This is a genomic window from Rhodococcus parequi, assembly GCF_046042785.1.
GTDB classification, from domain to species: domain Bacteria; phylum Actinomycetota; class Actinomycetes; order Mycobacteriales; family Mycobacteriaceae; genus Prescottella; species Prescottella parequi.
This window is the reverse complement of record NZ_JBDLNV010000006.1, coordinates 201,643-226,341: the sequence shown is the minus strand read 5'-3', so window position 1 is coordinate 226,341 and position 24,699 is coordinate 201,643. Positions and strand designations below refer to the sequence as shown.

Here is a 24,699-nt window from a genome sequence, read left to right as displayed (position 1 = left end):
GACGCCGGGGTGCGGTACCGGCGGAAATCGGACCGGGCGTTCTCTCTACGCCGGACGCGCCTCGGCCGCAAGATGCCGCCCGGACCCGACGAGCAGGACCAGACACACCACGACAGCCGGCCACACGAGCACCTCACCGATCGGCCGGAGCCAGTCGGCATCGGACGAGACCGCGACCGTGAGCGACGCCGCCGCCGTCATTCCCATGGGGAACGCGGTGGACCAGCGCCGCACGTCGTACTGCAGACGGGGCCAACGTATCTCGGAGATCACCAACACCACGTAGTCGATCAGCACTATGCACACGATCACCACGCCGGCGATCCGGATCGCGTCGTGGACACCCTCGGGCCAGCCGGCCGCGACCGACGCGGGAGCGAGCTTTCCCGCGGCCAGGGCACTGATCGCGAGACCGCCACCGAACACCCAGTGGTCGCCGGCACCGACGCGGAACTGGTCGTACGAGAACCGGATCAGCACGATCAGGTAGAAGAACAGCCCCAGCATGAACGCAACCAGCGCGGGACCGACGAGCCAGTGCGCCGACGCCGCCACCGCGAGCGAGGCTCCCAGGACCGCGAGGCCCTGCGTCGAGACGCAGAGCAGGAAGTGCACGCCGACGGTGGGTGATGCCCAGTGCCGCACCACCGCCGGAATCAGCACCGTCCAGGCGACGAGAGCGATCCCGAGCGCCACCCAGCCCACGTGGTTCCAGTCGAGCAGCACACACCGGGCACCGAGCACGCACGTCGCCGCCACGCCGGTGAGGGCCGGTGGGGTGTCCGCCTCGTTCGCCCAGCGCGCGCGGTCGTCGAACAGTCGACCGACGAAAACCACCACCAGCAGCACCCAGACCAGCCCGCCGACGATCAGCCAGAAGCGGGAAAACCACTCGAAACCGGTGAGATGCAGGGCCACCGACACGATGCCGGTCGACATGGCCGCGGCCCCTGCTCCTGCCGGAATGGCGGTCAGGGCGCGGCCGGTTCCCGCCTTCACACCCGGTCCGTCGGACACCTCCCCATGATGCGCGTGTCGGGATGCGCCCGGTCCCGATTCGGCGGTTCCGGTCGAGTTTCGCTGCGCGCCTCGCCCGTGTGCGCCATCCTCGACAGAGGGAGGCAGCCATGTCGCGTGCAACCGAGGACCCCGATCGCTCCGCCCCGACACCGCCCGCGCCGATCGAGAGCCCACTCGGTGCGGCCCTGCTCGAGACGGGGCGCTTCTTCACTCGTTCCACCTTGTCCGCGGACCTGCGCGCGGTGTACCGGACGGGTGGGCGCGAGGGTGATGTGTTCTACCGGGACCGGTGGAGCCACGACAAGGTCGTCCGGTCGACGCACGGGGTGAACTGCACGGGGTCGTGCTCGTGGAAGGTGTACGTCAAGGACGGCGTCATCACGTGGGAGACGCAGGCGACGGACTACCCGTCGGTGGGTCCGGATCGCCCCGAATACGAACCTCGCGGTTGCCCCCGCGGCGCTGCCTTCTCGTGGTACACCTACTCCCCCACCCGGGTTCGCTATCCGTACGTGCGCGGCCTGCTGCTCGAGATGTTCCAGGAGGCTCGCGAGCGGTTGGGTGATCCGGTGCTGGCATGGGCCGACGTCGTGGGCGATCCCGACCGTCGGGCGCGCTACCAACGGGCACGCGGCAAGGGTGGGCTGGTGCGGGCGTCGTGGGAGGATGCGGTGGAGATGATCGCCGCGGCCCACGTGCACACCATCGCGAAGTACGGCCCCGACCGCGTCGCCGGGTTCTCTCCGATCCCGGCGTTCTCGATGGTCTCGTTCTCGGCGGGGTCCCGGTTCATCGAACTGCTCGGCGGGGTGATGGCGTCGTTCTACGACTGGTACGCCGACCTTCCGGTCGCCTCACCGCAGGTGTTCGGCGACCAGACCGACGTGCCCGAGTCGGGCGACTGGTGGGACGCGGCGTACCTGATCATGTGGGGCTCCAACGTCCCGGTGACACGCACCCCGGACGCACACTGGATGGCGGAGGCCCGCTACCGCGGCCAGAAGGTGGTGGTGGTCTCCCCCGACTACGCCGACGCCACCAAGTTCGCCGACGCATGGCTGCCCGCACAGCCCGGCACCGACGGTGCCCTCGCGATGGCGATGGGACACGTGATCCTGCAGGAGAACTACGTCGACCGACGTGTCCCCATGTTCTCCGACTTCGCCTCGCGCTACACCGATCTCCCGTTCCTCGTCACGCTCACCGAGCGCGACGGCGCGTACGTGCCCGGCCGGTTCCTGAGGGCGTCCGATATCGGCGACGACGGTGAGGGCGCCGAATGGAAGACGGTGCTTCTCGACTCGGCTGACGGCGCACCGGTCGTCCCACGCGGCAGCCTGGGCTTCCGGCACACCGAGTCCGGTGTCGGACAGTGGAACCTGGACCTCGGTGACACCGTGCCCGCGCTGAGTGTGCGCGACGCACCCGGCGCCGGTCGTGATGTCGAGATCCTGTTGCCGCGCTTCGACGTCGGCGAGCAGGGCGCGGTGCTGCGGAGGGGTGTGCCGGCCCGCGAGGTCGGCGGACACCTGGTGACCACCGCTCTGGACCTGATGCTCGCGCAGTACGGGGTGCGACGGGACGGACTGCCGGGCACGTGGCCCGACGGATTCGACGACCCCGACGAGCCGTACACCCCCGCGTGGCAGGAGTCGCTGACGTCGGTTCCGGCCGCGTCGGTGGTGCGCATCGCCCGCGAGTTCGCGCACTCCGCAGAGAGATCCGGCGGACGCTCGATGATCATCATGGGCGCGGGCATCTGCCAGTGGTTCCACGGCGACGCCACCTACCGCGCGGTGCTGGCGCTGTTGATGCTCACCGGCAGCATGGGCAAGAACGGCGGCGGGTGGGCGCACTACGTGGGTCAGGAGAAGGTGCGGCCGTTCACCGGGTGGGCGACGATGGCGATGGCCACCGACTGGTCGCGGCCGCCGCGCCAGGCGATCGGCACCGCGTTCTGGTACATGCACGCCGACCAGTGGCGCTACGACGGCTACCGCGCCGACGCCCTCACCTCCCCGCTCGCGGAAGGACGCCTCGCCGGGCAGCACACCGCGGACACCATCGCGCAGTCCGCACGGATGGGGTGGATGCCGTCGTACCCGCAGTTCGACCGCAATCCCCTCGATCTCGCGGACGACGCGGCGGCGGCAGGGGCCGACGTGGGCGACTACGTCGTGGACCAGCTTCGCAGCGGGAAGCTGCATTTCGCAGTCGAGGACGTCGATGCCGAGGAGAACTGGCCCCGGGTCCTGACGCTGTGGCGGGCGAACCTACTGGGCGCGTCGGCGAAGGGCAACGAGTACTTCCTCGAACATCTCCTCGGTGCGGGGTCGAGTCTGCGCGCCGACGAGACACCGCCCGAGACCCGCCCGACGTCGGTGCGGTGGCGGGACGACGCACCCCGCGGCAAGCTGGACCTGATGGTGTCGCTGGACTTCCGGATGACCAGTTCGACGCTGCTGTCGGACATCGTGCTGCCCGCGGCGACCTGGTACGAGAAGTACGACCTCTCCAGCACCGACATGCACCCGTTCGTGCACGCGTTCACCCCGGCCGTCGATCCTCCGTGGGAGGCCCGCAGCGACTTCGACGCATTCACCGAGATCGCCCGCCGCTTCAGCGAACTCGCGAGGACCCACCTCGGCACTCGACGCGACCTGGTGGCGACCGCGCTCGGCCACGACACCCCCGGCGAGACGGCGCAACCGTTCGGCGAGGTGCACGACTGGCGCACGGGCGATGTGGACCCGGTCCCGGGCTGGACGATGCCGGGGCTGACGGTGGTCGAGCGTGACTACACCGCGATCGCCGAGAAGATGGCCACGCTCGGACCGCTCGTCGAGAAGCTGGGACTGAACACCAAGGGCGTCACGTTCCACCCGGACGCGGAAGTGGCCGATCTGGCGCAGCGGTGCGGCGTGATGTCGTCGGGCGCGGGTGCGGGTCGGCCCGCGCTCGACACCGACGCGAAGATGGCCGAGGCGATCCTGGCACTGTCTGGGACCACGAACGGCCGCCTCGCGGTCGCCGGGTTCGAGGAACTGTCCCGGCGTGTGGGCAGACCGTTGAGCCACCTGGCCGCGGGCAACGAGGAGCGTCGGATCCGGTTCGCCGACACGCAGGCGCAGCCCGTCGCGACGCTCGCCAGTCCCGAATGGTCGGGCAGCGAGGCCGGTGGCCGGCGATACGCGCCGTTCAGCATCAACGTCGAGGAGCTCAAGCCCTGGCACACGCTCACGGGCCGAATGCATTTCGTCCTCGACCACGAGTGGATGCGGGAATTCGGCGAGGTCATGCCCATCTACCGTCCCCCACTCGACATCACACGCCTGTTCGGGGAGACCCGCCTCGGGGACCGCGACGGCAAGGCGCTGTCCGTGCGGTACCTGACACCGCACTCGAAGTGGTCGATCCATTCCGAGTACCAGGACAACCTGCTGATGCTCTCGCTGTCGCGGGGCGGGCCGAACGTGTGGATGAACGTCGACGACGCCGCCGCGATCGGCGTCGCGGACAACGACTGGGCGGAGGCCGTCAACCGTAACGGTGTGCTCGTCGCCAGAGCGGTCGTGACGCATCGCATGCCGCCGGGCACCGTGTTCGTGCACCACGCCCAGGAGCGGTTGATCAACGTCCCGAAGTCGGAGACGGACGGCCGGCGCGGCGGCATCCACAACTCCCTCACCCGGGTGCTCGTCAAACCGACACACCTCATCGGCGGATACGCGCAACTGTCCTTCGGCTGGAACTATCTCGGTCCCACCGGAAACCAACGCGACGAGGTCACGGTGATCCGCCGCCGCAGCCAGGAGGTGCAGTACTGATGCAGGTGGCCGCGCAGATGGCGATGGTGATGAATCTCGACAAGTGCATCGGGTGCCACACGTGCTCGGTGACGTGCAAGCAGACGTGGACCAACCGGGGCGGAACCGAGTACGTGTGGTTCAACAACGTCGAGACCCGTCCGGGGCAGGGCTATCCCCGCAAGTACGAGAATCAGGATCTGTGGAAGGGCGGGTGGACGCTGAACCGCCGCGGACGTCTGACGCTGCGCGCCGGTGGCCGGGTCAAGAAGCTACTGTCGATCTTCGCGAATCCACTACTGCCGAACATTCGCGACTACTACGAACCGTGGACGTACGACTACGACACCCTCACCAGAGCACCACTCGGCGACGACTTCCCGGTGGCGCAACCGATCTCGCTGCTGTCGGGCAAGCCGATGCCGATCGAGTGGAGCGCCAACTGGGACGACGACCTGGGTGGCACCGCGGCCACCGAGGCGCACGATCCGATCCTCGACCAGATGCGGAACCAGGCCACCGAGAAGGTCCGGCTCGAGTACGAGAAGACGTTCATGTTCTTCCTGCCGCGCATCTGCGAGCACTGCCTCAACCCGTCGTGCGTGGCGTCGTGCCCGTCGGGCGCGATGTACAAGCGTGCCGAGGACGGCATCGTGCTGGTCGACCAGGACCAGTGCCGCGGGTGGCGGATGTGCGTCACCGGATGTCCTTACAAGAAGGTCTATTTCAACCACCGGACGGGTAAGGCCGAGAAGTGCACGTTCTGCTACCCGCGCGTGGAGGTGGGTCTCCCCACCGTCTGCTCGGAGACGTGCGTCGGGCGACTGCGGTACATCGGCATCGTGCTCTACGACCTCGACCGGGTGGGCGAGGTGGCGTCGACGCCCGACGAGCAGGATCTCTACGACGCCCAGCGGGGTCTGCTGCTCGATCCGGAGGATCCGGCGGTGATCGAGGCGGCGCGGGCGGCGGGCATCCCCGAGGACTGGATGGATGCGGCGCGCCGGTCACCCGTCTACGCGCTGATCGAGAAGTACCGGGTGGCGCTGCCGCTGCATCCGGAGTTCCGCACGCTGCCGATGGTCTGGTACGTCCCCCCGCTGTCCCCGGTCGTGGACGTGCTCACCGAAACCGGCAACGACGGTGAGGATCTCGACAACCTCTTCGGCGCGATCGACACGCTGCGGATCCCGATCGAGTACCTGGCCGGGCTGTTCACGGCCGGCGACCCCGAACCGGTCACCGACGTCCTGCACCGTCTGGCCGCGATGCGCTCGTACATGCGCGACCTCAATCTCGCGGACGAACCCGACGAGTCGATAGCGACGGCGGTCGGCATGACCGGCGAGCAGATCTACGAGATGTACCGACTGCTGGCGATCGCGAAGTACGAGGAGCGGTACGTGATCCCCACCGCGCACGCCGAGCAGGCCCATCAACTCGAGGAGCTCGGGTGCAGCCTCGACTTCGAGGGCGGCCCCGGCATGCTGGACAGCGGACCGTTCGGGGAGGCGTCGGGCCGGCCCGTCCCGGTCGCGGTCGAGACGTTCCACGCGCTCAGACACCGGCAGACCGCCGAGGACGTGGCCGACCCGCAGGACCGGTCCGCGCGGGTGAATCTGCTGAACTGGGACGGCAAGGGCGTCGTGGACGGCATGTTCCCGAAGCGCGACGGGGACACGCGATGAGCGCCGCGGATCTGCGCGTCCTCGACCAGGCCTCGTCGCTGCTCCTCGACTACCCCACCCCAGCGCTGGTGGACCGGCTGCCGGTCGTCGCGCAGGCACTGGCGGAGTTGCCGCACGGCGCTGCGGCGGCGTCACTCGCCGCGTTCGTCGAACATCTACGGACACAGCCCCTTCCGGACCTCACGCGGCACTACGTCGAGACGTTCGACCTGCGGCGCAAGAGCTGCCTGTACCTGACGTACTACGCCGACGGCGACACCCGCAGGCGTGGGGTGACGCTGGTGCGGCTCAAGCAGTACTACCGGCGCGCCGGGATCGAGTTCTCCGCCGCGGACCTGCCGGACTTCCTGCCCGTGGTCCTCGAGTTCGCCGCCGCCACCGGCGACCGGGCGCTGCTCGTCAAACACGTGCTGGGTCTGCAACTGATCCGGCTCGGCCTCGTCGACGTCGACAGCCCGTACCTCGCGGTGCTCGACGCACTGCTGTCGACGCTGCCGGGCCCGACGCCCAAGGACCGGGACGCGGTGCTCGCGCTCGCGCGCAGCGGTCCGCCGCAGGAGGACGTGGGACTGGAGCCCTTCCCGACCGGAGGTACGCGATGACCGACAGCAGCCTCACCGACATCCTGCTGTGGGCGGTGCTGCCCTACGTCATGGTAGCGATCTTCGTGACCGGCGTGGCCTGGCGGTACCGATACGACCAGTTCGGTTGGACCACACGGTCGTCGGAACTCTACGAGTCACGGCTGCTGCGAATCGGTAGCCCGCTGTTCCACTTCGGCCTGGTGTTCGTCGTCGCCGGACACGTTCTCGGGCTGGTCATCCCCGACGAGTGGACCGCCGCGCTCGGGGTCACCGAGACGCGGTACCACTACGTCGCCTACGTCCTCGGCGGCCTCGCCGGCTTCTGCACCCTCGTCGGCATCGGGATCCTGTTGTACCGCAGGCGCACCAAGGGCCCGGTGTTCATGGCGACGACCCGCAACGACAAGATGATGTACCTCGTCCTCGTCGCCACCATCTGCGCGGGGCTGTGGACCACCGTCGCCGCCAACTCGCTGCACGAGGGCTACAACTACCGCGAGACCATCGGCCCGTGGTTCCGCAGCCTGTTCATCCTGCAGCCCGAGATCCACCTGATCGCGACCGCGCCGCTCACCTACCAGGTGCACGCGCTGATCGGGATCGTGCTGTTCATCCTGTGGCCGTTCACCCGGTTGGTCCACGCCTTCAGCGCCCCGGTGAAGTATCTCTTCCGGCCCTACATCGTCTATCGCAGCCGGGACGTCGGAGGAGCCCCGCGCACCGAGATGCCCGGGCGGGGCTGGGACGCCGGCGCGACCCGTCCGCCCCGCACCCCGCGATAAGTGCGCACATCGCGTATCTCGACACCCCCCGAGCGCGATAAGTGCGCACTCCGCGGTCCAGGGCCCGCGGAAGGCGCGATAAGTGCGCAAAACGCCGGAGAGAGTGACCTGGATTTCATCCGCGGAGAATGAGCCAATTGTGGCGTCCGATGTGTCAAAGTCAGATGCACTTTCGACAGGACACGCGAATGGAGCTCTACAGATGGACTCTTTCTGGGATTTTCTCTGGGTGATTCTCGTCAGTTTCGCGTTCGTCGCGTACCTGATGCTGTTGTTCTCGATCATCACGGACCTGTTCCGAGACCACAAGGCATCCGGATGGGTCAAGGCGATCTGGGTGGTCTTCCTGATCATCCTGCCGTTCATCACCGCGCTGATCTACCTCATCGTCAACGGTGACAACATGACGAAGCGCTCGATCCGGGCCGCCCACGACATGCAGAGCGCGCAGGACGCCTACATCCGTCAGGTCGCCGGCAAATCGGGTCCCGAGCAGATCGCCGACGCGAAGGCCCTCCTCGACTCGGGCACCATCACGCAGACGGAGTTCGAGTCGCTCAAGGCGAAGGCCCTCGCCGGCTGACCCTGGCACTCACCGCGCTGCTCGTCGCGATGCCGCGCTCCCGCTCGGGGGCGCGGCATCGCCGTTTCCGCGGCGGCGACCAGCGCCGGACGACGGCCTACACGGACCTGTGGAAAACTCGTCCCGTGGGAACCAGCACTCGAATCAACCTGCGTGGACGCGTCGCGATGCGCGCCGCCGCCGCCGCGGCCTGGGCGTCGCAGAAGGCCGGACGGGGCAAGGGGTCGATGATCGGTGGCCTCATCGCGCTGAAGATCGACCCGACGCTCATGCAGCAGCTCGGTCGTGGACGGCGCACCGTCGTCATCACCGGCACCAACGGCAAATCCACCACCACCCGCATGACGGCCGCCGCGCTCGCGACACTCGACGAGGTCGCCACCCAGGCCGACGGCGCCAACATGGACGCCGGCATCGTCGCCGCACTCACCGCACGCCCGGACGCGCCGCTGGCGGCGCTCGAGGTGGACGAGCTGCACGTGCCGCACGTGTCCGACGCGGTGAATCCCGAGGTCGTGGTCCTGCTGAACCTCAGCCGCGACCAGCTCGACCGGGTCGGCGAGATCAACATGATCGAGCGGGCCCTGCGCGCCGGCCTCCAGAAGCATCCCGACGCGATCGTGGTCGCGAACTGCGACGACGTCCTCGTCACGTCGGTCGCGTACGACTGCAAGAACGTCGTGTGGGTCGCTGCGGGCGGCGGCTGGGCCAACGACTCGGTCAGCTGCCCGCGCACCGGCGAGCCGATCCTGTGGGACGGCCCGCACTGGCGCAGCACCGGGTCGGACTTCGCACGTCCCACTCCCGACTGGTGGCTCGACGACGACAACCTGTACGGCCCGGACGGGCTCGTGGTCCCGATGAAGTTGACGCTGCCCGGCAAGGCGAACCGCGGCAACGCGGCGCAGGCCGTGGCGGCGGCGGTCGCGATGGGGGCGAGGGCCGAGGACGCGGTCGCTGCCGCATCGATCGTCGACGAGGTGGCGGGCCGGTACAGCACCGTCCAGGTGGGCGCGCACTCCGTGCACATGCTGCTGGCGAAGAACCCGGCCGGCTGGCAGGAGGCTCTGTCGATGATCGACCACACCGTCGACGGCCTCGTCATCGCCGTCAACGGCCAGGTCCCCGACGGCGAGGACCTGTCCTGGCTGTGGGACGTGCGCTTCGAGCACTTCGAAGGCGTCAAGGTGGTCGCCGCGGGCGAACGCGGCACCGACCTCGCGGTTCGGCTCACCTACGCGGGCGTCGAGCACACGCTCGAGCACGATCCGATGCGGGCCATCGCGTCGTGCCCGCCCGGACGGGTCGAGGTGCTGGCGAACTACACCGCCTTCCGTGACCTCAACACCGCGATCGCGAAGGAGAACAGCCGCGATGTCTGAGTCGACGGTCCGCATCGGCCTGGTCCTGCCCGACGTCATGGGCACCTACGGCGACGGCGGCAACGCCCTGATCCTGCGTCAGCGCCTGCGGATGCGCGGCTACGACGCCGAGGTCGTCGAGATCACGCTCAGCGATCCGGTCCCCGAGACCCTCGACGTCTACACGCTCGGCGGCGCGGAGGACTCGGCTCAGCGCCTCGCGACGCGGCATCTCACCACCTATCCGGGGCTGCAGCGCGCCGCCGAACGGGGAGCACCCGTGCTGGCGATCTGCGCGGCCATCCAGGTACTCGGGCACTGGTACGAGACGTCGTCGGGCGAGCGCGTCGACGGCGTGTCGATGCTCGACGCCACCACCTCCCCGCAGGCGACCCGCTCGATCGGCGAGGTCGTCACGACGCCCCTGATCGACGGCCTGACCGCCCCCCTGTCCGGCTTCGAGAACCACCGGGGCGGAACGACACTCGGCCCCGACGCCAAGCCGGTGGGCCGCGTGACCCGCGGCGTCGGCAACGGAGTCGACGACGGGCTCGAGGGCGTCACGCAGGGATCTGTGATCGGCACCTACATGCACGGACCGGTGCTCGCCCGGAACCCGGAACTGGCCGACCTGCTGCTGAAGCGCGCCATCGGTGTCGACGAGCTCGCGCCGCTGGATCTGCCCGAGGTGGATCTACTGCGCCGCGAGCGCCTGCGGGTGCGCTGAGAAGCCACTGTTCGGGGACGGGCTCCGGAATCGGACGCCCTCGCCGGGGGTCCTTGCCGAATATGTTCGGTACCTCTCGCGCGATCGAAACACCCCGAACAGGGGTGTGGCCGGGAATGCTTTCACATCCTCGGCCGCATCTCTGTTTCACGAGACTTTCACCGTTTCCGATTACTTACTCGATCCGCACTACTGAAACTACGCCCGTGGGCAGTGCGTGGCAACGCCTCGGGCACCAGTTTTCCGAGTTGTGACCCACGGTCCGGAATTCGCGTCCGATGCGTTACACGAGCCGTCTTCCGGAGCGGATGCGCCGTTCCAGGTCCCGCATCAGCACGCGACTCGGCAGGTGCCGCACGAACCGGGGAACGAACCGGTTCACGAACGACACGAAGATGAAGAGATGCTCGAAGCGGCGGCGATCGTCCTCGCTCCACTCCATTGCGAGTTGCTCGCGGAACAGCGGCGGCAGGAAGCCGGTGGTGAGGAACCTCAGCAGCTCTCCGAACGCGATCCGCAGAGGCCACCGCACCATTCGCAACGCGATCAGGTCGTTCAGGTAGTCGCGGACGGTGTCGTCGATCGCGACCCGCTCGCACGCGATGTTCCAGTACCGGTCGAAGTCGGCCCGCGTCGCCGGCCACATGTCCTCGGTGACCTGCAGCGTGGTGCCGAGGGTCGACGACGACCGGTAGAACTCCTCGGCCTGCTCGGGCGTCATCTTCCCGTGCAGCAACTGGTGGGTGTCCTCGAACCCGATGAACAGGCACGCCGCCACCCACAACTGCAGCTCGCGGTTGAACGCGTTGTAGGACACCGGGCTGTTCTCGTCGGACCGCACGTACCGGTGCGCGCCGTTGACCGCCTCCCGGTAGGCCCGGCGCTCGTCGTCGGAGCCGAGGATCGCCACCGACAGGTAGGTGAACGTGGTGCGGGCCCGCTTCCACGGATGCTTGGCCAGGCTGCCGGATTCGACCTTGCTCTCGGCGACGCCGTGCCCCACCTCCGGCCACGACAGCTGCATCACCACGTTCGCCGCGCCGCCCGCGAACGACCAGAAGTCGAGCGCGTCGGAGATCCTGGCCGGCCGTCCCCCGCGGCGCGGCCCGGTCGCGATGCGGATGCGGGTGCGATCGTTCGTCAGGCGCGGTTCGGCGCCCGGGAGATCGAGGTAGCGGGTCGGCATGGATCCCTCCGTCGTCGGCGGTTCGCGGCTTTCCGGTCTGTGCGGCTACTTGGTCTCGACGTTGTCGACGATCCAGCGGTCGCCGTCGCGGTCGAGAGTGACGACCATCCGGTACTTCTGCGACTTCCCCTCGGGGGCGATCACATTCTTCGCCTCCTGATCGACGAAGGCCAGCACGACCGCGCGGGAATCGTCGATGCTCTCGACACCGATGTTCGAGACCGTGGCGGTCGCCTGCCCCTGCCCGTCGGTGACGAGGCTCCGCAAGGCGTCGACCATCTGGTTGTACTTACCCGTGAACTCGGGCGTCGACATCCCGGCGATCTTGTCCCGGTTGGCATCGAGGTTCTGGTAGTCGAACGACGCCACCGTCTGCGCGTAGTCGCGGGTGGTCTCGACCGCCTGCTCGTGCAGAGTGTCGAGCTGTCGCTGTTCCCACCACTGCCAGCCGGCCAGCGCCGCGAACACGACGGCCGACGCGGCGAGAACGGCCACCGGCACCACACCGAAGCTGCGCGACCGGTTCGCTGCCGGTCGTCCGTCGCGCGGCGCCGGCGCGACGCCGTCCGCCGCGGGTTCCGGCAGCGTGGCAACCGGCGCGGCGGCGGTGTCGTCGTGGTCCGGCTTATCGTTCGCCATTTCCGAGCTCCTCCAGCAGTTGGTTCCATTGGTCGAGCGCCTCGGCCCCGGTGGGGACGAGGACAGGGTCCGGCACCATCGGCGGCCCGATGACCGTTCCCGGCGTGGTCGCGTTCTGCAGCCCGAGATCGTCCGGACGCGGCGCCGTTCGCGACCCGCGCTGCGCGATGTCTTCCCCGGGCGGGCAGTACAGCGTGAGGTTCGGGTCGATGGGGCTGATGTCCCCCACGGCACGGCGGGTCGTGTCGTAGTTACAGACCGGCCCCTGGGTGCCGACGAGCGCGAACTGTGCCCGATCCCCCTTGACGATCGACTCGAGTTTCCCGAGTCCCTCGGGGATCTCGTCGAGTCCGGCGGCGAGTGCGCTACGTCGATCCGAAATGACCGGAGCGACCGTGGCGAGATTCGCGAGCAGCGCACCGAACGAGTTCCGGTAGCGGTCGAACAGGTCCCGGGTCCGGTTCAGCGCCGCGGGCGACCGGTCGACGAGGTAGACCAGGACGGGGCTGCCGGCGTCCAGCTGTTCGGTGAAGTCACGGGCGGCGCCGGTGCCGCGCACGAACGCGTCCGACGTGCCGGACATCGTCCCGAGCAGGTCCGCGGTGCGTACGAACAGCGAACGCAATTGCGGGGCTTGCCCGTCGAGCAGTGCCGAGAGCTTGTCCCCGTCCTCGATGAGGCCCGACAGCGTGGGGCCGAGTCCCTCGAACGACGCACCCAGTTCGGTGCCGAGCGTGCCGACGTCGTCGGGGTCGAGTCCGTCGAGCAGCTTTGCGGCATCCCCCATCAGCCGATCCATCTGGACCGGCTGTCGATCCTGTGGCGCGGAGAGCTCGTCGCCGTCCTCGAGGTACGGCCCGGTGTCGGTGTTCGGGAAGATGTCGACGTTCTGGATGCCGGCGACGGTCCCCATTCCGACCTTCGCGATGCTGTCCCGCGGGATCCGGGTGCCCGCATCGAGGTCGAACTCGATCCGCGCGCCGCCCCGTTCGGGGGCGAGCGCCACCGACGCCACCTGTCCCACCTGCACCCCGCGGTAGGTGACGCTGGTGCCCGCGGTGAGGCCCAGTGCGTTGGACATGTTCGCGTGCAACCGGATCGGATCGCGGAATGCCCCGGGCCCGGCGACGTAGGCGATGCCGAACGGCACGACCACGGCCGCGGTGATCGCGAACAGCACGAGCTGCACCAGGACGATCCGTCTCATCGGACACCTCCCGAGAGCAGGGACTGCAGGGAATCAGCCCCGGCGGGCACGGCGGCCGTGCCACCGGTCAGCAGGTTCTCGATGGACCCGGGGACGTCGAGGGTGCCGTCGAACATCAGGTAGTCGCCCTTGGCCGCCCGCGCGAAGTTGTCGAGGAACCCGTTCATGGTGGTGAGGGTCTCGCCGATGCTCGCGTTGAACGAGCGCAGCGACGCCAGCACCGTCGCGCTGTCGCCGAGCAGCGCATCGAACCCCGTCGACGACTGCGTCAGCACGAAGTCGACGTGCCCGGCGAGGGCGGCACTCGAGTCGAGCAGCGTCGAGATCCTTTCTCGTTGCGCCACCAACACGTTCGTCACCTCCGGCGCGATGTCGAGGAAGCCGTCGATCGTCTGCTGCTGCGCCGCGAAGCGGCTCGAGATGTCGGCTGCCAACTGCATTGCGGCGTCGAAATCCTGACGGTGCTCCATCGCGGCTCCGGTCAGCGTGGTGACGGTGTCGAGCAGACCGCGAACCTGTTGCGGACGGCCCGCGAACGCCACGTTCAACTCGTCGAGCACGGTCCCCAGTTGGTCGAAGCCGCTTCCGGTGAGGACCGCGCCCAGTGCCGCGAGTGCGCTCTCGATCTGCGGCCCGATCTCGGTACGCGACTCGACGATCACGTCACCGTCCGCGAGTGTCTCGGTCGACGGCTGTTCGGGCGCACGCATCCGGATGAACGGACTGCCGAGTGCGGACGGCAGTTCCACCGCCACCTCGACGTTCTCCGGCAGTGCGACGGACGACGACAGGTTCAGGTCGACGAGCGCGCCGACGGTGTCCGTGGCCAGAGCGGAGACCCGGCCGATGACACGCTGCCCGTTGCGGACGTCGGCACCCGTCAGCAGTCCGTCCGCGTGTGCGAGTTGCACACGGACGGTGTAGTTCTCGCCCGGGGCGGACCGGCCCAGCGGCAGGTCCTGGATTCCGGCACCGCAGCCCGCGATCAGCACGGCCCCGGTCAGGGCTCCCACGACGATCGCGGCACGCCGCATCAGTTCCCCCCGGTCGGGGCCATCCCGCCCGAGAGCAGCGTCGCCAGCCCCAGGGGGTCGGAGGCACTGATCGGGAAGGAGATCGGGTTGGTGAATCCGGCGCCCGTACACAACGGCATCGGATACTGCGCGCACAGCGGCTGCGCCACCGCGAACTGTGTCAGCGCGGTGGAGACGTTGAGCCGGATACGGCCGCGGTCGTCCGGCCCCACCGTCTGCGACAGGTTCTGCATCAGCAGCGGCACCAGGTCCATGAACTCGGCGAGCCCCGGTCGATTCGCGGCGAGCGTGTCGCCGAGCACCGTCATGTTCTGCGAGATCGCCCCGACGTCCTCGCCGTGTTCGGCGGTGAACCGGTCGATCTGACCGAACACGGTCGCCAGATCCTGCAGGGGCTCGGCGAGGTCCAGATCCTGTGCGGACCATTCGTCGCCGAGCGCTGCCAGGTCGGACACCAGCGAGTCGAGACTCACCTGGCGCTCGTCGAGCTGCGCCATCAGCATGTTCAGGTTCTCCACGACGGCACCGATGTCCTCGGTGCGGGCGCCCACGACACCCGTTGCCGCACCCAGATCGCGGACGGCGCGGTTGAAGTCGTCGCCGCGCCCCTGCATGCCGGACGCGGCCCGCGACAGCAGGTCACCGGCGTTCCCGCCCTCCGGCCCCAGCGCCTCGGTAAGGGTGCTCAGACTGCCCATCAGGCCGTCGAAGTCGATGGGCGCGTGACTGCGGTCCAGGGGAATCACGTCGCCGTCCTGCAGCTTGGGACCGCCCTGGTATGCCGGGCCGAACTCGAGGTGCCGGTCGCTGATCACCGCCGGGTTGAGGACGTACGCGTTCGCGTCCGCAGGCAGGTCCACCGACTCGGGCACCGATGCGGTCACCCGCACGAACGTGCCCATCGGTTCCACCTCCTCGACCGTGCCGACCGGGACACCGAGCACGGTCACCTTGCTCCCCGGGTAGAGGCCGTTGACGTACGCGAAGTCGACCTGGACCGTGGTCGTGCGGTCGGTCCCCGCGAAGACGTACCACGCACCCGCCGCGACTGCCGACACCAGAATCAGCACCAAGGCGATCCTGCCGACCCTGCGCGGGCGCGTCGGGGCGGTCATCGGCACCCCTGCATCACGCCGAGCGCGCACAGCAGGTTGTCGGGCACCACTGCGGCGGGGGCGGTGACGTCCGTCCACGTCCCGTTGCCCGTCGCGTCGGTGGCCGCCCGCAGGGCGCGCGGGAGCTTGTCGAGGATCTGTCCGATGTGATCGGCGTTGCGCTGCAACGTATTCGTCACCTCGACGAGGTTCGCCGTCATCTGCCCGAACTCCTCCTCGTGTTCGGTGTAGGTGGTCGTGAGGGTCGACAGCACAGAGCGCAGGTTCTCGACCAGCCTGGTGACGACCTCCTTGCGCACCGCGAGTGTGCGGACGATCGTCTGCGCATTCGCGACCGTCGTGGTGAGCGAATCACCCTGTCGAACCGCAAGATCGGACAGTGACCGGGACATCGCCAGCAGCTGGTCGATCTGCTCGGCGTTCCGGGAGACCACGGCCGATGCCCCACTGATGCCGGCGAGGGCCCGGCCGAGCTGCTCCGGATCGTCGGGCATCACCTCCGACAGCGTCGTCATCATCGCTTCCAGTGACGCCGTGTCGATCCGGGTGGCGGCGTCGGTCGCATCCTGGCTGACGTCGTCGAGGCTGTAGGGCACCGTGGTCCGGGCGAGCGGAATGACGTCGGCTGCGGCCCCATCGGGGCTCTCCTCGATGACGCCGGCCGGAACCACCTCGAGATAACGCTTGCCGAGCACGGTCTCGAGACGCACCGTGGCGGTGGTCCGGTTGCCGAGCGGTTGCCCGTTGTCCAGCCGGAAGTCCACGCGCACATGGTCCCCGGCGAGGTCGATACCTTCGACGCGCCCCGCGGGGACACCGGCGACGTAGACGGGGTCACCGTCGGACAGACCGCTCGCATTCGCCAGCTCCGCCGAGTACGGGCTGGTCCGGGACAGGTACCACAGCTTCGGAATACCGATCGCCGCCGCGAGACCGGCCACGAGCAGCACGATGCCGATCGCTCCGAGTGCGAGCGGGGTGCCGGATCCGGGACGCCGCTCACCGCGGATCAGGAACAGCCACGCGCCGACGACGACGTCGATCACCCTGACCAGGAACATCATCGGCACACCTCCGAGTGGGTACTACCGAAGATGTTCGCCTCGACGTCGCCGGCCTGCAGGACGAAGTTGCACAGGTACAAGCTCACGAACCCGCCGTAAGCGCTGATCCGGTTGACCCCGTCCGCGAACTGCGGCATCTTCGCGACGAACTGCTCGAAGGCCGGGGTGTCGGCGATCCATGCCTCGGTCACGGACGTCAGATCGGTGATCGACGCCCCGAAGGTTCCCTGCGAACGCGCCAATGCCGCCGCGAGCGACGCGACGGCTCGGTTGCCGTCGTCGAGCAGTACTGCGAGGCTGTCGTTGCTGCCGACCACCGACGTGCTCATGTCACGCAGTCCGGTGATCAGCTGTTCGAGTTGCGGTTGCCGGCGGTCGACCGAGGACATCAGCACATTCATGTTGGTGAGGAGTTGCTCGAACACACCGCCTCGGTCGGCGAGATCGGTGGTGAGGGTGGCGATCCGGTCGAGCAGCAACGAAACGGTGGCGCCCTGCCCGTCGAACGTCTCCACGAACCCGCGAGTCAGCGTGTTGACCTCGGCCGGGTCCAGCGCGTCGAACAGGGGCGCGAATCCGTTCATGAGCGCGGTGAGGTCGACCGGCGGGGTGGTGCGTTCGATCGGGATCACCCCGCCGGGTTCGAGGGCCTCGAAAGCGGCCGCACCGATCGGTACCACCGCGGACCCCTCCGGCAGGCCGAGCGACACGTAGCGCGCACCCAGCATGTCGCCGTACCGCACCGCCGCGGTGGTGTTCCGGTCCAGGGCGTAGTCCGACGACACCTCGATTCCCACGACGGCCTTGCTGGTCCCGCCCCCGGCGTCCGCGAAGGCTATGGAGTCGACCCGGCCCACCCGGACCCCGGACATCGTGACGGGGTTGCCCTCGTGGAGGCCCTCGACGTCGGTGAACTCCACCGTGTACCGCTGGCTGTCGCCGCGCACGGGAACCGAGAGGGTGTTGGCGACCAGCGACGCACACGCCACCCCCACCGCGCAGAATCCGATCACCTTCGCGATCGGGACCCATCCGAGCTTCATCGGATCCGCACCTCGGTTCCACGGACGAGCGGCCCCAACATCAAGGTGGACGCGGGGTTCTGCGCCGCTCCGGCCGCGTCACCGAGCAGTCGCTCCTCGATGACCCGGAGGGCCGGTTGCTCGTCGGCTCCACCGTCGACGGACGCGGGACCGCAATTGCCCGCCTGGGTGCCGTAGCCAGGGCAGTCGGCCGCGGTGTAGGGCATGGGGTCCGCGAAGGTGGGCACGGCGGTGATGTCGAAGTGACCGGTGGCGAAAACGCGTCCTCCCGCCGCACCGAACGTGCGCGCACCCTCGAGCGTGCCGACCAGGCCCGTCGGGTTCGCCGCGGTGGTGGCCAGGATCGTGCCGGCCGAATCGAGGACCGTCACCATGCGATCTCGCTGCTCACCGACGAACGCCGTGATCACCGGTGCGAAACTCGCTGCCGCCTCGATGGCCTCGTTCAGCGCCGTCCTGTTGTCGACCATGCTCTGCGACACGTTCGTGGCCGACGACAGCGTCGTGAGCACGTCGGGGGCGGCCGCGTCCAGCGCCTGCAGCACGGTCCGGAAGTCGGGGGTCGCGCCGAGGAACGTCTGCACTGCCGGCGTCAGCCCCTCCGACGCCGTGTCGAGCCGGTCGACGATACGGCCCACCGTTGCGCCGTGGCCGTCGAGCGCGTGTGACAACGCGGACAGGGCGACCTGCATCTGCTGTGGCTGCATCCGGTCCAGGATGTCCACCAGACGGGTGTAGACGGCGTACAGGGCCACCGCGTCCGGTCCGGTGTCGGCTCGCAGTTCGTCACCGTCGGCCAGGCTCTCCCCCGGGTTCCCGGCGGGATCGTCGACGAGCTGGATGTAGATGTCCCCGAAGAAGGTTCGGGGGACGACGCGCGCCATGACGGCGGCGGGAATCCGGTCGATCGAGTCGGCGTCGATCTGGAGACGGACCACCGACGATTCGGTACCCGAGTCGATTCCCGAGATGCGTCCGACGTTGACGCCGCTGTACCGGACCGGCGCCTCGCCGTTGACGAGACCCGCAGAGGCCGGAATCGCGACGGTCACCTCCGGATCCCGGTGCAGCTGACCGGTTCCCCGCAACACCATCGCCGTCCCGGCCACCAGCGCGACCAAGACGGCGACCGCACCGCGCAGGACGAACGCGGTGCGGTGGCGCGAGTACACGTCCACGTCAGACCCCCATCCCGGGAATCGTCGGGACCAGGCCCCACAGTGCGAACGTCATGAGCACGTCCAACACTCCGATCGCGAGGATCGCGGTGCGCAGCGCCCGCCCCGCAGCCTGCCCCACACCCGCCGGACCACCCGACGCGAAGTAGCCGTACGAACAGTGCACCAGCGCAACTACACCCGCGAACACGATGGCTTTGATCGCGGCGTAGACGAGATCCATCGGTGACAGCGCCAGGTGGAAGAAGTAGTCGTAGGTGCCGGCCGAAGCGCCGCCCCACACGACGATCACCAGGCGGGTCGACAGATAGCTGGCGAGTAAGCCGATCATGAAGATCGGGAGCACGCACACCATCGCAGCCAACACCCGGGTGCCGGCGAGGAACGGGATCGACCGCACTCCCATCGAGTCGAGCGCGTCGATCTCGTCGGAGATCCGCATGGCGCCGAGCTGCGCGGTGAATCCGGTGCCCACCTTCGCCGCGAGCGCGATCGCGACCACCACCGGGGCGAGTTCGCGGGTGTTCGCGATGGCCGAAAGCATTCCGGAAAGGGTTGTCATACCGACCAGTTCGAGGCCACGGTGGGTCTCGACACCGAGCATCATCGCGGCCGCCAACGACATCGCGAACACGATCCCGATGGTCCCGCCGCCGGACAGCACCGAGTTGGTCCCGAAACTGACCTCGCTGATCTGAGCCAGCACGTGCTTGCGATACCGCGTCGCCGCGTACGGCAGCGAGACCAGGGTGCGGAAGAAGAACGTGACGTGCCGGCCGATGTCGGCGAGCCCGTCGAGCACCGAGGACACCGGTCGCATCGCCCGGCGCAGACGCACCCGGGTGTCGAAGGCAACCATCAATACGCTCCCACGGCCGGGACGATCACGGTGTACAGCGCGGACAGAGCCGTGTTCACGATGAACACGAGGGCGAAGGCGATCACGACAGCCTCGTTGACGGCGTCGGCGACGCCCCGCGGGCCACCCTTCGCATGCAGTCCCTTGAACGTTGCGACCAGCGTCGAGGTGAGTGCGAAGATCGCGGCCTTGACGAGCGCCATCACGAAATCCGATGTGCGGCCGTACTGGCTGAACGTCGCCAGGAACGTTCCGGCGGGGAGATGCTGCACGAAGATGTGGTACAGGTAGCAGGCCATCACGCCACCGAAGGTGACCATCGCGCACAGCGCCACCGACACCACGACCGCGGCCAGCAGACGTGGGGCGACGAGGCGCTCGAGCACATCGATGCCCATGACCTCCATGGCGTCGATCTCCTCGCGGATCTTTCTCGAGCCCAGATCCGTACAGATCGCCGAACCGGCGACGCCCGCCATCATCAGTGCGCACACCAAAGCCGACGCCTGCCCCACGATGATGAACGCCACCACCGCGCCGGAATAGCCTCCGGCGCCGATCCGGCCGGCCAGTTCACCGACCGACACTGCGACGAACACTCCGATCGGGACCATCAGCAGCAGAGACGGTCCGGTGCTGACCCTGCCGATGAACAGGGTTTGTCTCACCGTTTCCTCGAGGGACAGTCGGCCGCGCAACACCGCCCGTACCAGCGAGACCATCGCCTGCACGGAGAAACCGATGAGATACCCGCCCTGGAGCGCGACGTCCTGCACCGGCCCCTTCGCGGTGGGCAATTCGTAGGTCATGTCCCGGCCCTCCCCAGTCCCGTATCGACCCTCGTCCTGACGGCGCGCCCCTACCGCGCGCCGTCAGGCCCCACTCTCACCCCTGGACGACGGACGACGCCCCGCCCCGCAGTTGCCCCTTGACGACCTTTCCACTTGCGTTGCGCGGCAGGGCCTCCACGCAGACGACGGCCTTGGGATGCTTGTACCGGGCCAACTGCTTGTCGAGGAACGGCTGTAGCTCTTCGAGAGTGAGGTCGCCGCCCGCGGTCGGTCGCAGCGCCACGACCGCGACCGGGATCTCGCCCCACTTGGCATCGGGACGCCCGATCACGGCCGCCTCGAGGATTTTCGGATGTGCGAAGAGCGCGTTCTCCACCTCGGCGCAGTAGATGTTCTCGCCACCGGAGATGATCATGTCCTTCTTGCGGTCGACGACGTAGACGAACCCCTCGTCGTCCACGCGCACCAGATCACCGGAATGGAACCATCCGCCGTGGAACGCGTCCGCGGTAGCTGCCGGGTTCTGCCAGTACTCGAGCATCATCGTCGGGCCCCGGTAGACGATCTCCCCCACTTCACCGGGGGCGACGTCGTTCATATCGTCGTCCACCACGCGCGCCTGGACCGTCGGGATCACGCGGCCGACCGAGCCCAGCTTGCGGAGCGCGTCCTCGCCGTCGAGCACACACGTGATGGGCGACATCTCGGTCTGCCCGAACACTGCGACGTTCGAGGCATCCGGAAAGGTGTCGGACATCGCCCGCAGCACCGTGTCCGATGCGGGCGCCGCCCCCCAGGAGATGCCGCGCAACTTCAGCTTTCGGGGTTGCGCCTGCTGAACCGCACACACCGCCTGCCACTGCACGGGCACGAGGAACAGCGTGGTGACCGCCTCTTCCTCGAGGACGTCGAGCAGGGTGTCGGGATCGAACGCACCGACCGGGTAGATCACGGTGGTGAGGCCGAGCATGAGGCTCGGGGCCATCGATCCCAGCGCCGCGATGTGGAACATCGGCGACGCGCAGAACCCGATGTCGTCGGGGCGGTTCAGCTGGAAGGCACGAATACAGGTGAGCGCCTGCGCTTCCATGTTGCTGTGGGTCAGCACCGCACCCTTGGGCCGGCCGGTGGTGCCGGACGTGTACATGATGAGCGCCGGGGTGTCGTCCGGAACATCCACCGCCGCACGGGGAGTGCCGGCCTCGGAGATCAGTTCCTCGTACCCGAGGGTGTCGCCCGTCGTCTCGGCGCCGACCGTGACGGAGAGTTCCAGACTGCCCGTCTCGGCCCGCACGGCGGCGGCGAGCGGCGCCAGTGTCGTGTCGGCGACGACGGTGCGGGCCCCGCTGTCGCGCACCAGGAACGCCACCTCGGGGACGGTCATGCGGAAGTTCACGGGAACTGCGATCGCGCCGAGCGCGTTGGCCGCCAACACCGTCTCGAGGTACTCGGGCCGGTTCAGCATCAGGATCAGCACCCGATCGCCGAACCCGACGCCGCGCCGGGACAGCGCGTCCGCGAGCCGCTCGACCCGGTCGTGCAGGGTGGACCACGTGATCGACGCGCCCTGGAAGCGCAGCGCCGGACGATCCGGAATCATGCGGGCGTGCCGAGCCACCTGGTTGTTCCAGTTGGTTCGACGGGATCGCTGCGCCTCGAGCAAGGCGGCGGGCACAGCAGCGGAAGTGACCATCGAGGGTTCCTCTCGTGCGTGGCGGGTCCTCCCGACGTGACCGGACCCATGGTTCGATGTGAGGCAGATTACATGCTTTGAGTGGTTTCGAGGCGCGATTTGTTAATTGCGATTCTCGGGCCGACTTCGATCCCGCAGAGTCTGGTGCGACGGCGCTCCCGCCTGCGCGGAACACGCTGTTTCCAGGGTCTTTTCGATCGCGTGCCGCCCCGGAATCGCCCTCCTGGCGGGTACGATCACGCGGTCGAAGTAGGCCGGGATTCCATTGCTACCGGTAACGAGGCGAACGCTTCTGCAACATCGCGGCGGCGCCTTCCGCGAAGTCGGCGGAGGCGAGCAGTTCCGACTGCCCCACTTTCTCGCGTTCGAGCGCGTCGTCGAGGGCCGCGAGTGTGCCGGCCGTGAGAGCGCGCTTGGTGAGTTCGAGGGCGCGGCGCGGACCGGCCGCGAGCCGGGCCGCCACAGCCCGGGCGTGGTCGAGCAGTTCGTCGTCGGGCAGCGCCCTCGACACGAGCCCCAGCCGATCCGCCTCGATTGCGGGCAACCGCTCCCCGAGCAGCGCCAGTTCGGCGGCCTTCGCCCGACCGATCGACGCAGAGACGAGGGCACTCGACCCGCCGTCGGGCATGAGCCCGATGCCGACGAACGCGAGCAGGAAGTATGCGCTGTCCGCCGCGTACGTGAGGTCGGCTGCGAGCGCGATGGACACCCCCACCCCCGCCGCCGGGCCGTTGACCGCCGCGACGACGGGAACGGGAGCCTCGACGATCGCTCGGATCACCTCGTTGGCGACGTCCATGACGACTGCGGGATCGGCCGGATTCGTCGCGGCTGCAGCCAGATCGGCACCCGTACAAAACGCAGTTCCCGAGCCGGTGATCAGGACCGAGCGCACACTCGGGTCGTGTCCGGCTTCGCGAATCGCCGCACCGAGCTCACGCATCGTGGGCATGTCGACGGCGTTCATCCGGTCCGGTCGTGAGATCGACAGTTCGAGAACGGATTCCCGAAGCTTCCGCTGCAGTCCCTCGCCCGTCGTCGCGGTCATACCCGAACCCCTTCCTCGATCGCGCCGGCGAGCCGGTCGCGGATGATCGCCTCGGCTTCTCCGATGATCCGCCGAACCAGTGCGGCGCACGTGGGAATGTCCTCGATCAGCCCCTGACTCTGACCGGCCGTCCAGATGCCCGCATCCAGGTCACCGTCCTCGAACACGCGCCTGCCCCGAGCTCCTGCCACCAGGTGCGCGATATCGGCGAACTCGCAACCCCCGGCCTCGATGTCGACCACTTCTGCGCTCACCGTGTTGGCCGCGACGCGCGCGGTGTTGCGCAGTGTCCGGAAGATCAGCCGTGTGTCCAGCTCGCTGTTCGCGACGATGCGCTCCTTGACCTCCTGCGCCACCGGCGCTTCCACCGTGCACATGAACCGAGTTCCCATGTTGATCCCGTCGGCTCCGAGTGCGAGCGCCGCGACCAGGCCTCGCGCGTCGGCGATGCCCCCGGACGCGATGACCGGGATGCTCAACCGGCGGGTGGCGGCCGGGATGAGCACGAGCCCGGGGACGTCGTCCTCCCCTGGATGCCCCGCGCACTCGAAACCGTCGATGCTGACCGCGTCGACGCCGATCCGCTCGGCCTCGAGCGCGTGCCGCACACTGGTGCACTTGTGGATGACCTTGACGCCCGCGTCCTCGAAGTGCGGCAGGTGGTCCACGGGATTTGCGCCGGCCGTCTCCACGATCTTGATTCCGGCGTCGATGATCACCTTTCGGTACTCCTCGTAGGGCGGTGGTGAGATCGACGGAAGGATAGTGAGATTGACGCCGAAGGGGGCGTCGGTGAGGCGCCGGGTCCGTTCGATCTCCTTCGCCAGATCACCCGGCGTCGGCTGCGTGAGTGCGGTGAGGAACCCGAGCGCACCCGCCTCGGCCACCGCAGCGACCAGCTCGGCGCGTCCCACCCACATCATGCCGCCCTGGACGACGGGGTGACGTACTCCGAACATCTCCGTGAAGCGGGTTCTCACATGGACCTCCTCGGATCCTTGATCGGGCGCAGGCGCCCGGCACGGAACTGTGACTGGAGAACAGCAGAGAAAACAGACGGGAGAGCAGACGCTGTACGGCTGTCGCCGTCGTGAGCGGTGACGCGTCCGACCTACGGGATCCGGTCGAACCAATCCAAGAATCGGCGTTAACTTTCGTGGCGATCGACTTGTTTGTCAACCCCTCGTCTGCAGGCGAATTGAATTGGCCGACGGAGAAATCCAGGTCGACAAGTCGGGTCACGACGCCTCACCTGTGAGCTATGCTTCCGGCACCAGTCCCCACGCGTCAG

The 24,699-nt window shown here is 68.4% G+C and carries 21 protein-coding genes; 7 read left to right on the top strand and 14 right to left on the bottom strand.

The annotated features are described in order from the left end of the window. Positions 1–45: 45 nt before the first annotated feature. On the bottom strand, positions 46–1,017 hold the full coding sequence (locus ABEU20_RS18220) for a tellurite resistance/C4-dicarboxylate transporter family protein (protein WP_420165787.1): 972 nt from the start codon (positions 1,015–1,017) through the stop codon (positions 46–48). 110 nt (positions 1,018–1,127) lie between these two features. Here ABEU20_RS18220 and ABEU20_RS18215 point away from each other — a divergent pair, with 110 nt between their 5' ends. From ABEU20_RS18215 to ABEU20_RS18185, 7 genes are all read left to right on the top strand, one after another. Continuing rightward, a complete protein-coding gene (locus tag ABEU20_RS18215; RefSeq protein WP_420165786.1) occupies positions 1,128–4,847 on the top strand; it encodes a nitrate reductase subunit alpha in 3,720 nt (1,239 codons plus the stop codon). Further along, positions 4,847–6,514 carry a nitrate reductase subunit beta gene (narH, locus tag ABEU20_RS18210; protein WP_420165785.1) on the top strand — a complete coding sequence of 556 codons (1,668 nt, stop codon included), beginning with the start codon at positions 4,847–4,849 and terminating at the stop codon, positions 6,512–6,514. The genes ABEU20_RS18215 and narH overlap by 1 nt, the downstream gene beginning before the upstream one ends. After that, the gene (gene narJ / locus ABEU20_RS18205; protein ID WP_420165784.1) at positions 6,511–7,116 is read left to right on the top strand and encodes a nitrate reductase molybdenum cofactor assembly chaperone; all 606 of its coding nucleotides are present in this window, start codon (positions 6,511–6,513) and stop codon (positions 7,114–7,116) included. The genes narH and narJ overlap by 4 nt, the downstream gene beginning before the upstream one ends. Next, positions 7,113–7,880, top strand: a complete 768-nt coding sequence (gene narI / locus ABEU20_RS18200; protein ID WP_420165783.1) for a respiratory nitrate reductase subunit gamma — start codon at positions 7,113–7,115, stop codon at positions 7,878–7,880. The genes narJ and narI overlap by 4 nt, the downstream gene beginning before the upstream one ends. Before the next feature lie 202 nt (positions 7,881–8,082). Next, a complete protein-coding gene (locus tag ABEU20_RS18195; protein ID WP_420165782.1) occupies positions 8,083–8,463 on the top strand; it encodes a PLDc N-terminal domain-containing protein in 381 nt (126 codons plus the stop codon). 125 nt (positions 8,464–8,588) lie between these two features. Then, positions 8,589–9,845: a Mur ligase family protein gene (locus tag ABEU20_RS18190; RefSeq protein ID WP_420165781.1), complete on the top strand. Its 1,257-nt coding sequence runs from the start codon at positions 8,589–8,591 to the stop codon at positions 9,843–9,845. Beyond that, positions 9,838–10,551 carry a type 1 glutamine amidotransferase gene (locus tag ABEU20_RS18185; protein ID WP_420165780.1) on the top strand — a complete coding sequence of 238 codons (714 nt, stop codon included), beginning with the start codon at positions 9,838–9,840 and terminating at the stop codon, positions 10,549–10,551. Before ABEU20_RS18190 ends, ABEU20_RS18185 begins: the two co-directional genes overlap by 8 nt. A gap of 283 nt (positions 10,552–10,834) precedes the next feature. Here the strand turns inward: ABEU20_RS18185 and ABEU20_RS18180 are convergent, their stop codons facing one another. From ABEU20_RS18180 to ABEU20_RS18120, 13 genes are all read right to left on the bottom strand, one after another. Further along, entirely contained in the window at positions 10,835–11,737 is a 903-nt protein-coding gene (locus tag ABEU20_RS18180) for an oxygenase MpaB family protein (protein ID WP_420165779.1), read from the bottom strand. 45 nt (positions 11,738–11,782) lie between these two features. Further along, on the bottom strand, positions 11,783–12,376 hold the full coding sequence (locus ABEU20_RS18175; protein ID WP_420165778.1) for a mce associated protein mas1a: 594 nt from the start codon (positions 12,374–12,376) through the stop codon (positions 11,783–11,785). Further along, positions 12,363–13,583, bottom strand: a complete 1,221-nt coding sequence (locus ABEU20_RS18170) for an MlaD family protein (RefSeq protein ID WP_420165777.1) — start codon at positions 13,581–13,583, stop codon at positions 12,363–12,365. Before ABEU20_RS18170 ends, ABEU20_RS18175 begins: the two co-directional genes overlap by 14 nt. Next, on the bottom strand, positions 13,580–14,617 hold the full coding sequence (locus ABEU20_RS18165) for an MCE family protein (RefSeq protein WP_420165776.1): 1,038 nt from the start codon (positions 14,615–14,617) through the stop codon (positions 13,580–13,582). Before ABEU20_RS18165 ends, ABEU20_RS18170 begins: the two co-directional genes overlap by 4 nt. Beyond that, on the bottom strand, positions 14,617–15,732 hold the full coding sequence (locus ABEU20_RS18160; protein ID WP_420165775.1) for an MCE family protein: 1,116 nt from the start codon (positions 15,730–15,732) through the stop codon (positions 14,617–14,619). The genes ABEU20_RS18165 and ABEU20_RS18160 overlap by 1 nt, the downstream gene beginning before the upstream one ends. After that, the gene (locus ABEU20_RS18155; RefSeq protein WP_420165774.1) at positions 15,729–16,796 is read right to left on the bottom strand and encodes an MCE family protein; all 1,068 of its coding nucleotides are present in this window, start codon (positions 16,794–16,796) and stop codon (positions 15,729–15,731) included. Before ABEU20_RS18155 ends, ABEU20_RS18160 begins: the two co-directional genes overlap by 4 nt. Continuing rightward, positions 16,793–17,839 carry an MCE family protein gene (locus tag ABEU20_RS18150; protein ID WP_420165773.1) on the bottom strand — a complete coding sequence of 349 codons (1,047 nt, stop codon included), beginning with the start codon at positions 17,837–17,839 and terminating at the stop codon, positions 16,793–16,795. Before ABEU20_RS18150 ends, ABEU20_RS18155 begins: the two co-directional genes overlap by 4 nt. Further along, positions 17,836–19,017: an MCE family protein gene (locus ABEU20_RS18145; RefSeq protein ID WP_420165772.1), complete on the bottom strand. Its 1,182-nt coding sequence runs from the start codon at positions 19,015–19,017 to the stop codon at positions 17,836–17,838. The genes ABEU20_RS18150 and ABEU20_RS18145 overlap by 4 nt, the downstream gene beginning before the upstream one ends. A gap of 1 nt (position 19,018) precedes the next feature. Continuing rightward, the gene (locus ABEU20_RS18140) at positions 19,019–19,876 is read right to left on the bottom strand and encodes an MlaE family ABC transporter permease (protein ID WP_420165771.1); all 858 of its coding nucleotides are present in this window, start codon (positions 19,874–19,876) and stop codon (positions 19,019–19,021) included. Continuing rightward, complete coding sequence (locus ABEU20_RS18135) at positions 19,876–20,685, bottom strand: MlaE family ABC transporter permease (protein WP_420165770.1); 810 nt, start codon at positions 20,683–20,685, stop codon at positions 19,876–19,878. The genes ABEU20_RS18140 and ABEU20_RS18135 overlap by 1 nt, the downstream gene beginning before the upstream one ends. 76 nt (positions 20,686–20,761) lie before the next feature. Continuing rightward, complete coding sequence (gene fadD5 / locus ABEU20_RS18130; RefSeq protein ID WP_420165769.1) at positions 20,762–22,360, bottom strand: fatty-acid--CoA ligase FadD5; 1,599 nt, start codon at positions 22,358–22,360, stop codon at positions 20,762–20,764. Positions 22,361–22,628: 268 nt separating this feature from the next. Continuing rightward, positions 22,629–23,408: an enoyl-CoA hydratase gene (locus tag ABEU20_RS18125; RefSeq protein WP_420165768.1), complete on the bottom strand. Its 780-nt coding sequence runs from the start codon at positions 23,406–23,408 to the stop codon at positions 22,629–22,631. Further along, complete coding sequence (locus ABEU20_RS18120) at positions 23,405–24,388, bottom strand: NAD(P)H-dependent flavin oxidoreductase (RefSeq protein WP_420165767.1); 984 nt, start codon at positions 24,386–24,388, stop codon at positions 23,405–23,407. Before ABEU20_RS18120 ends, ABEU20_RS18125 begins: the two co-directional genes overlap by 4 nt. Between the last annotated feature and the right edge of the window lie 311 nt (positions 24,389–24,699).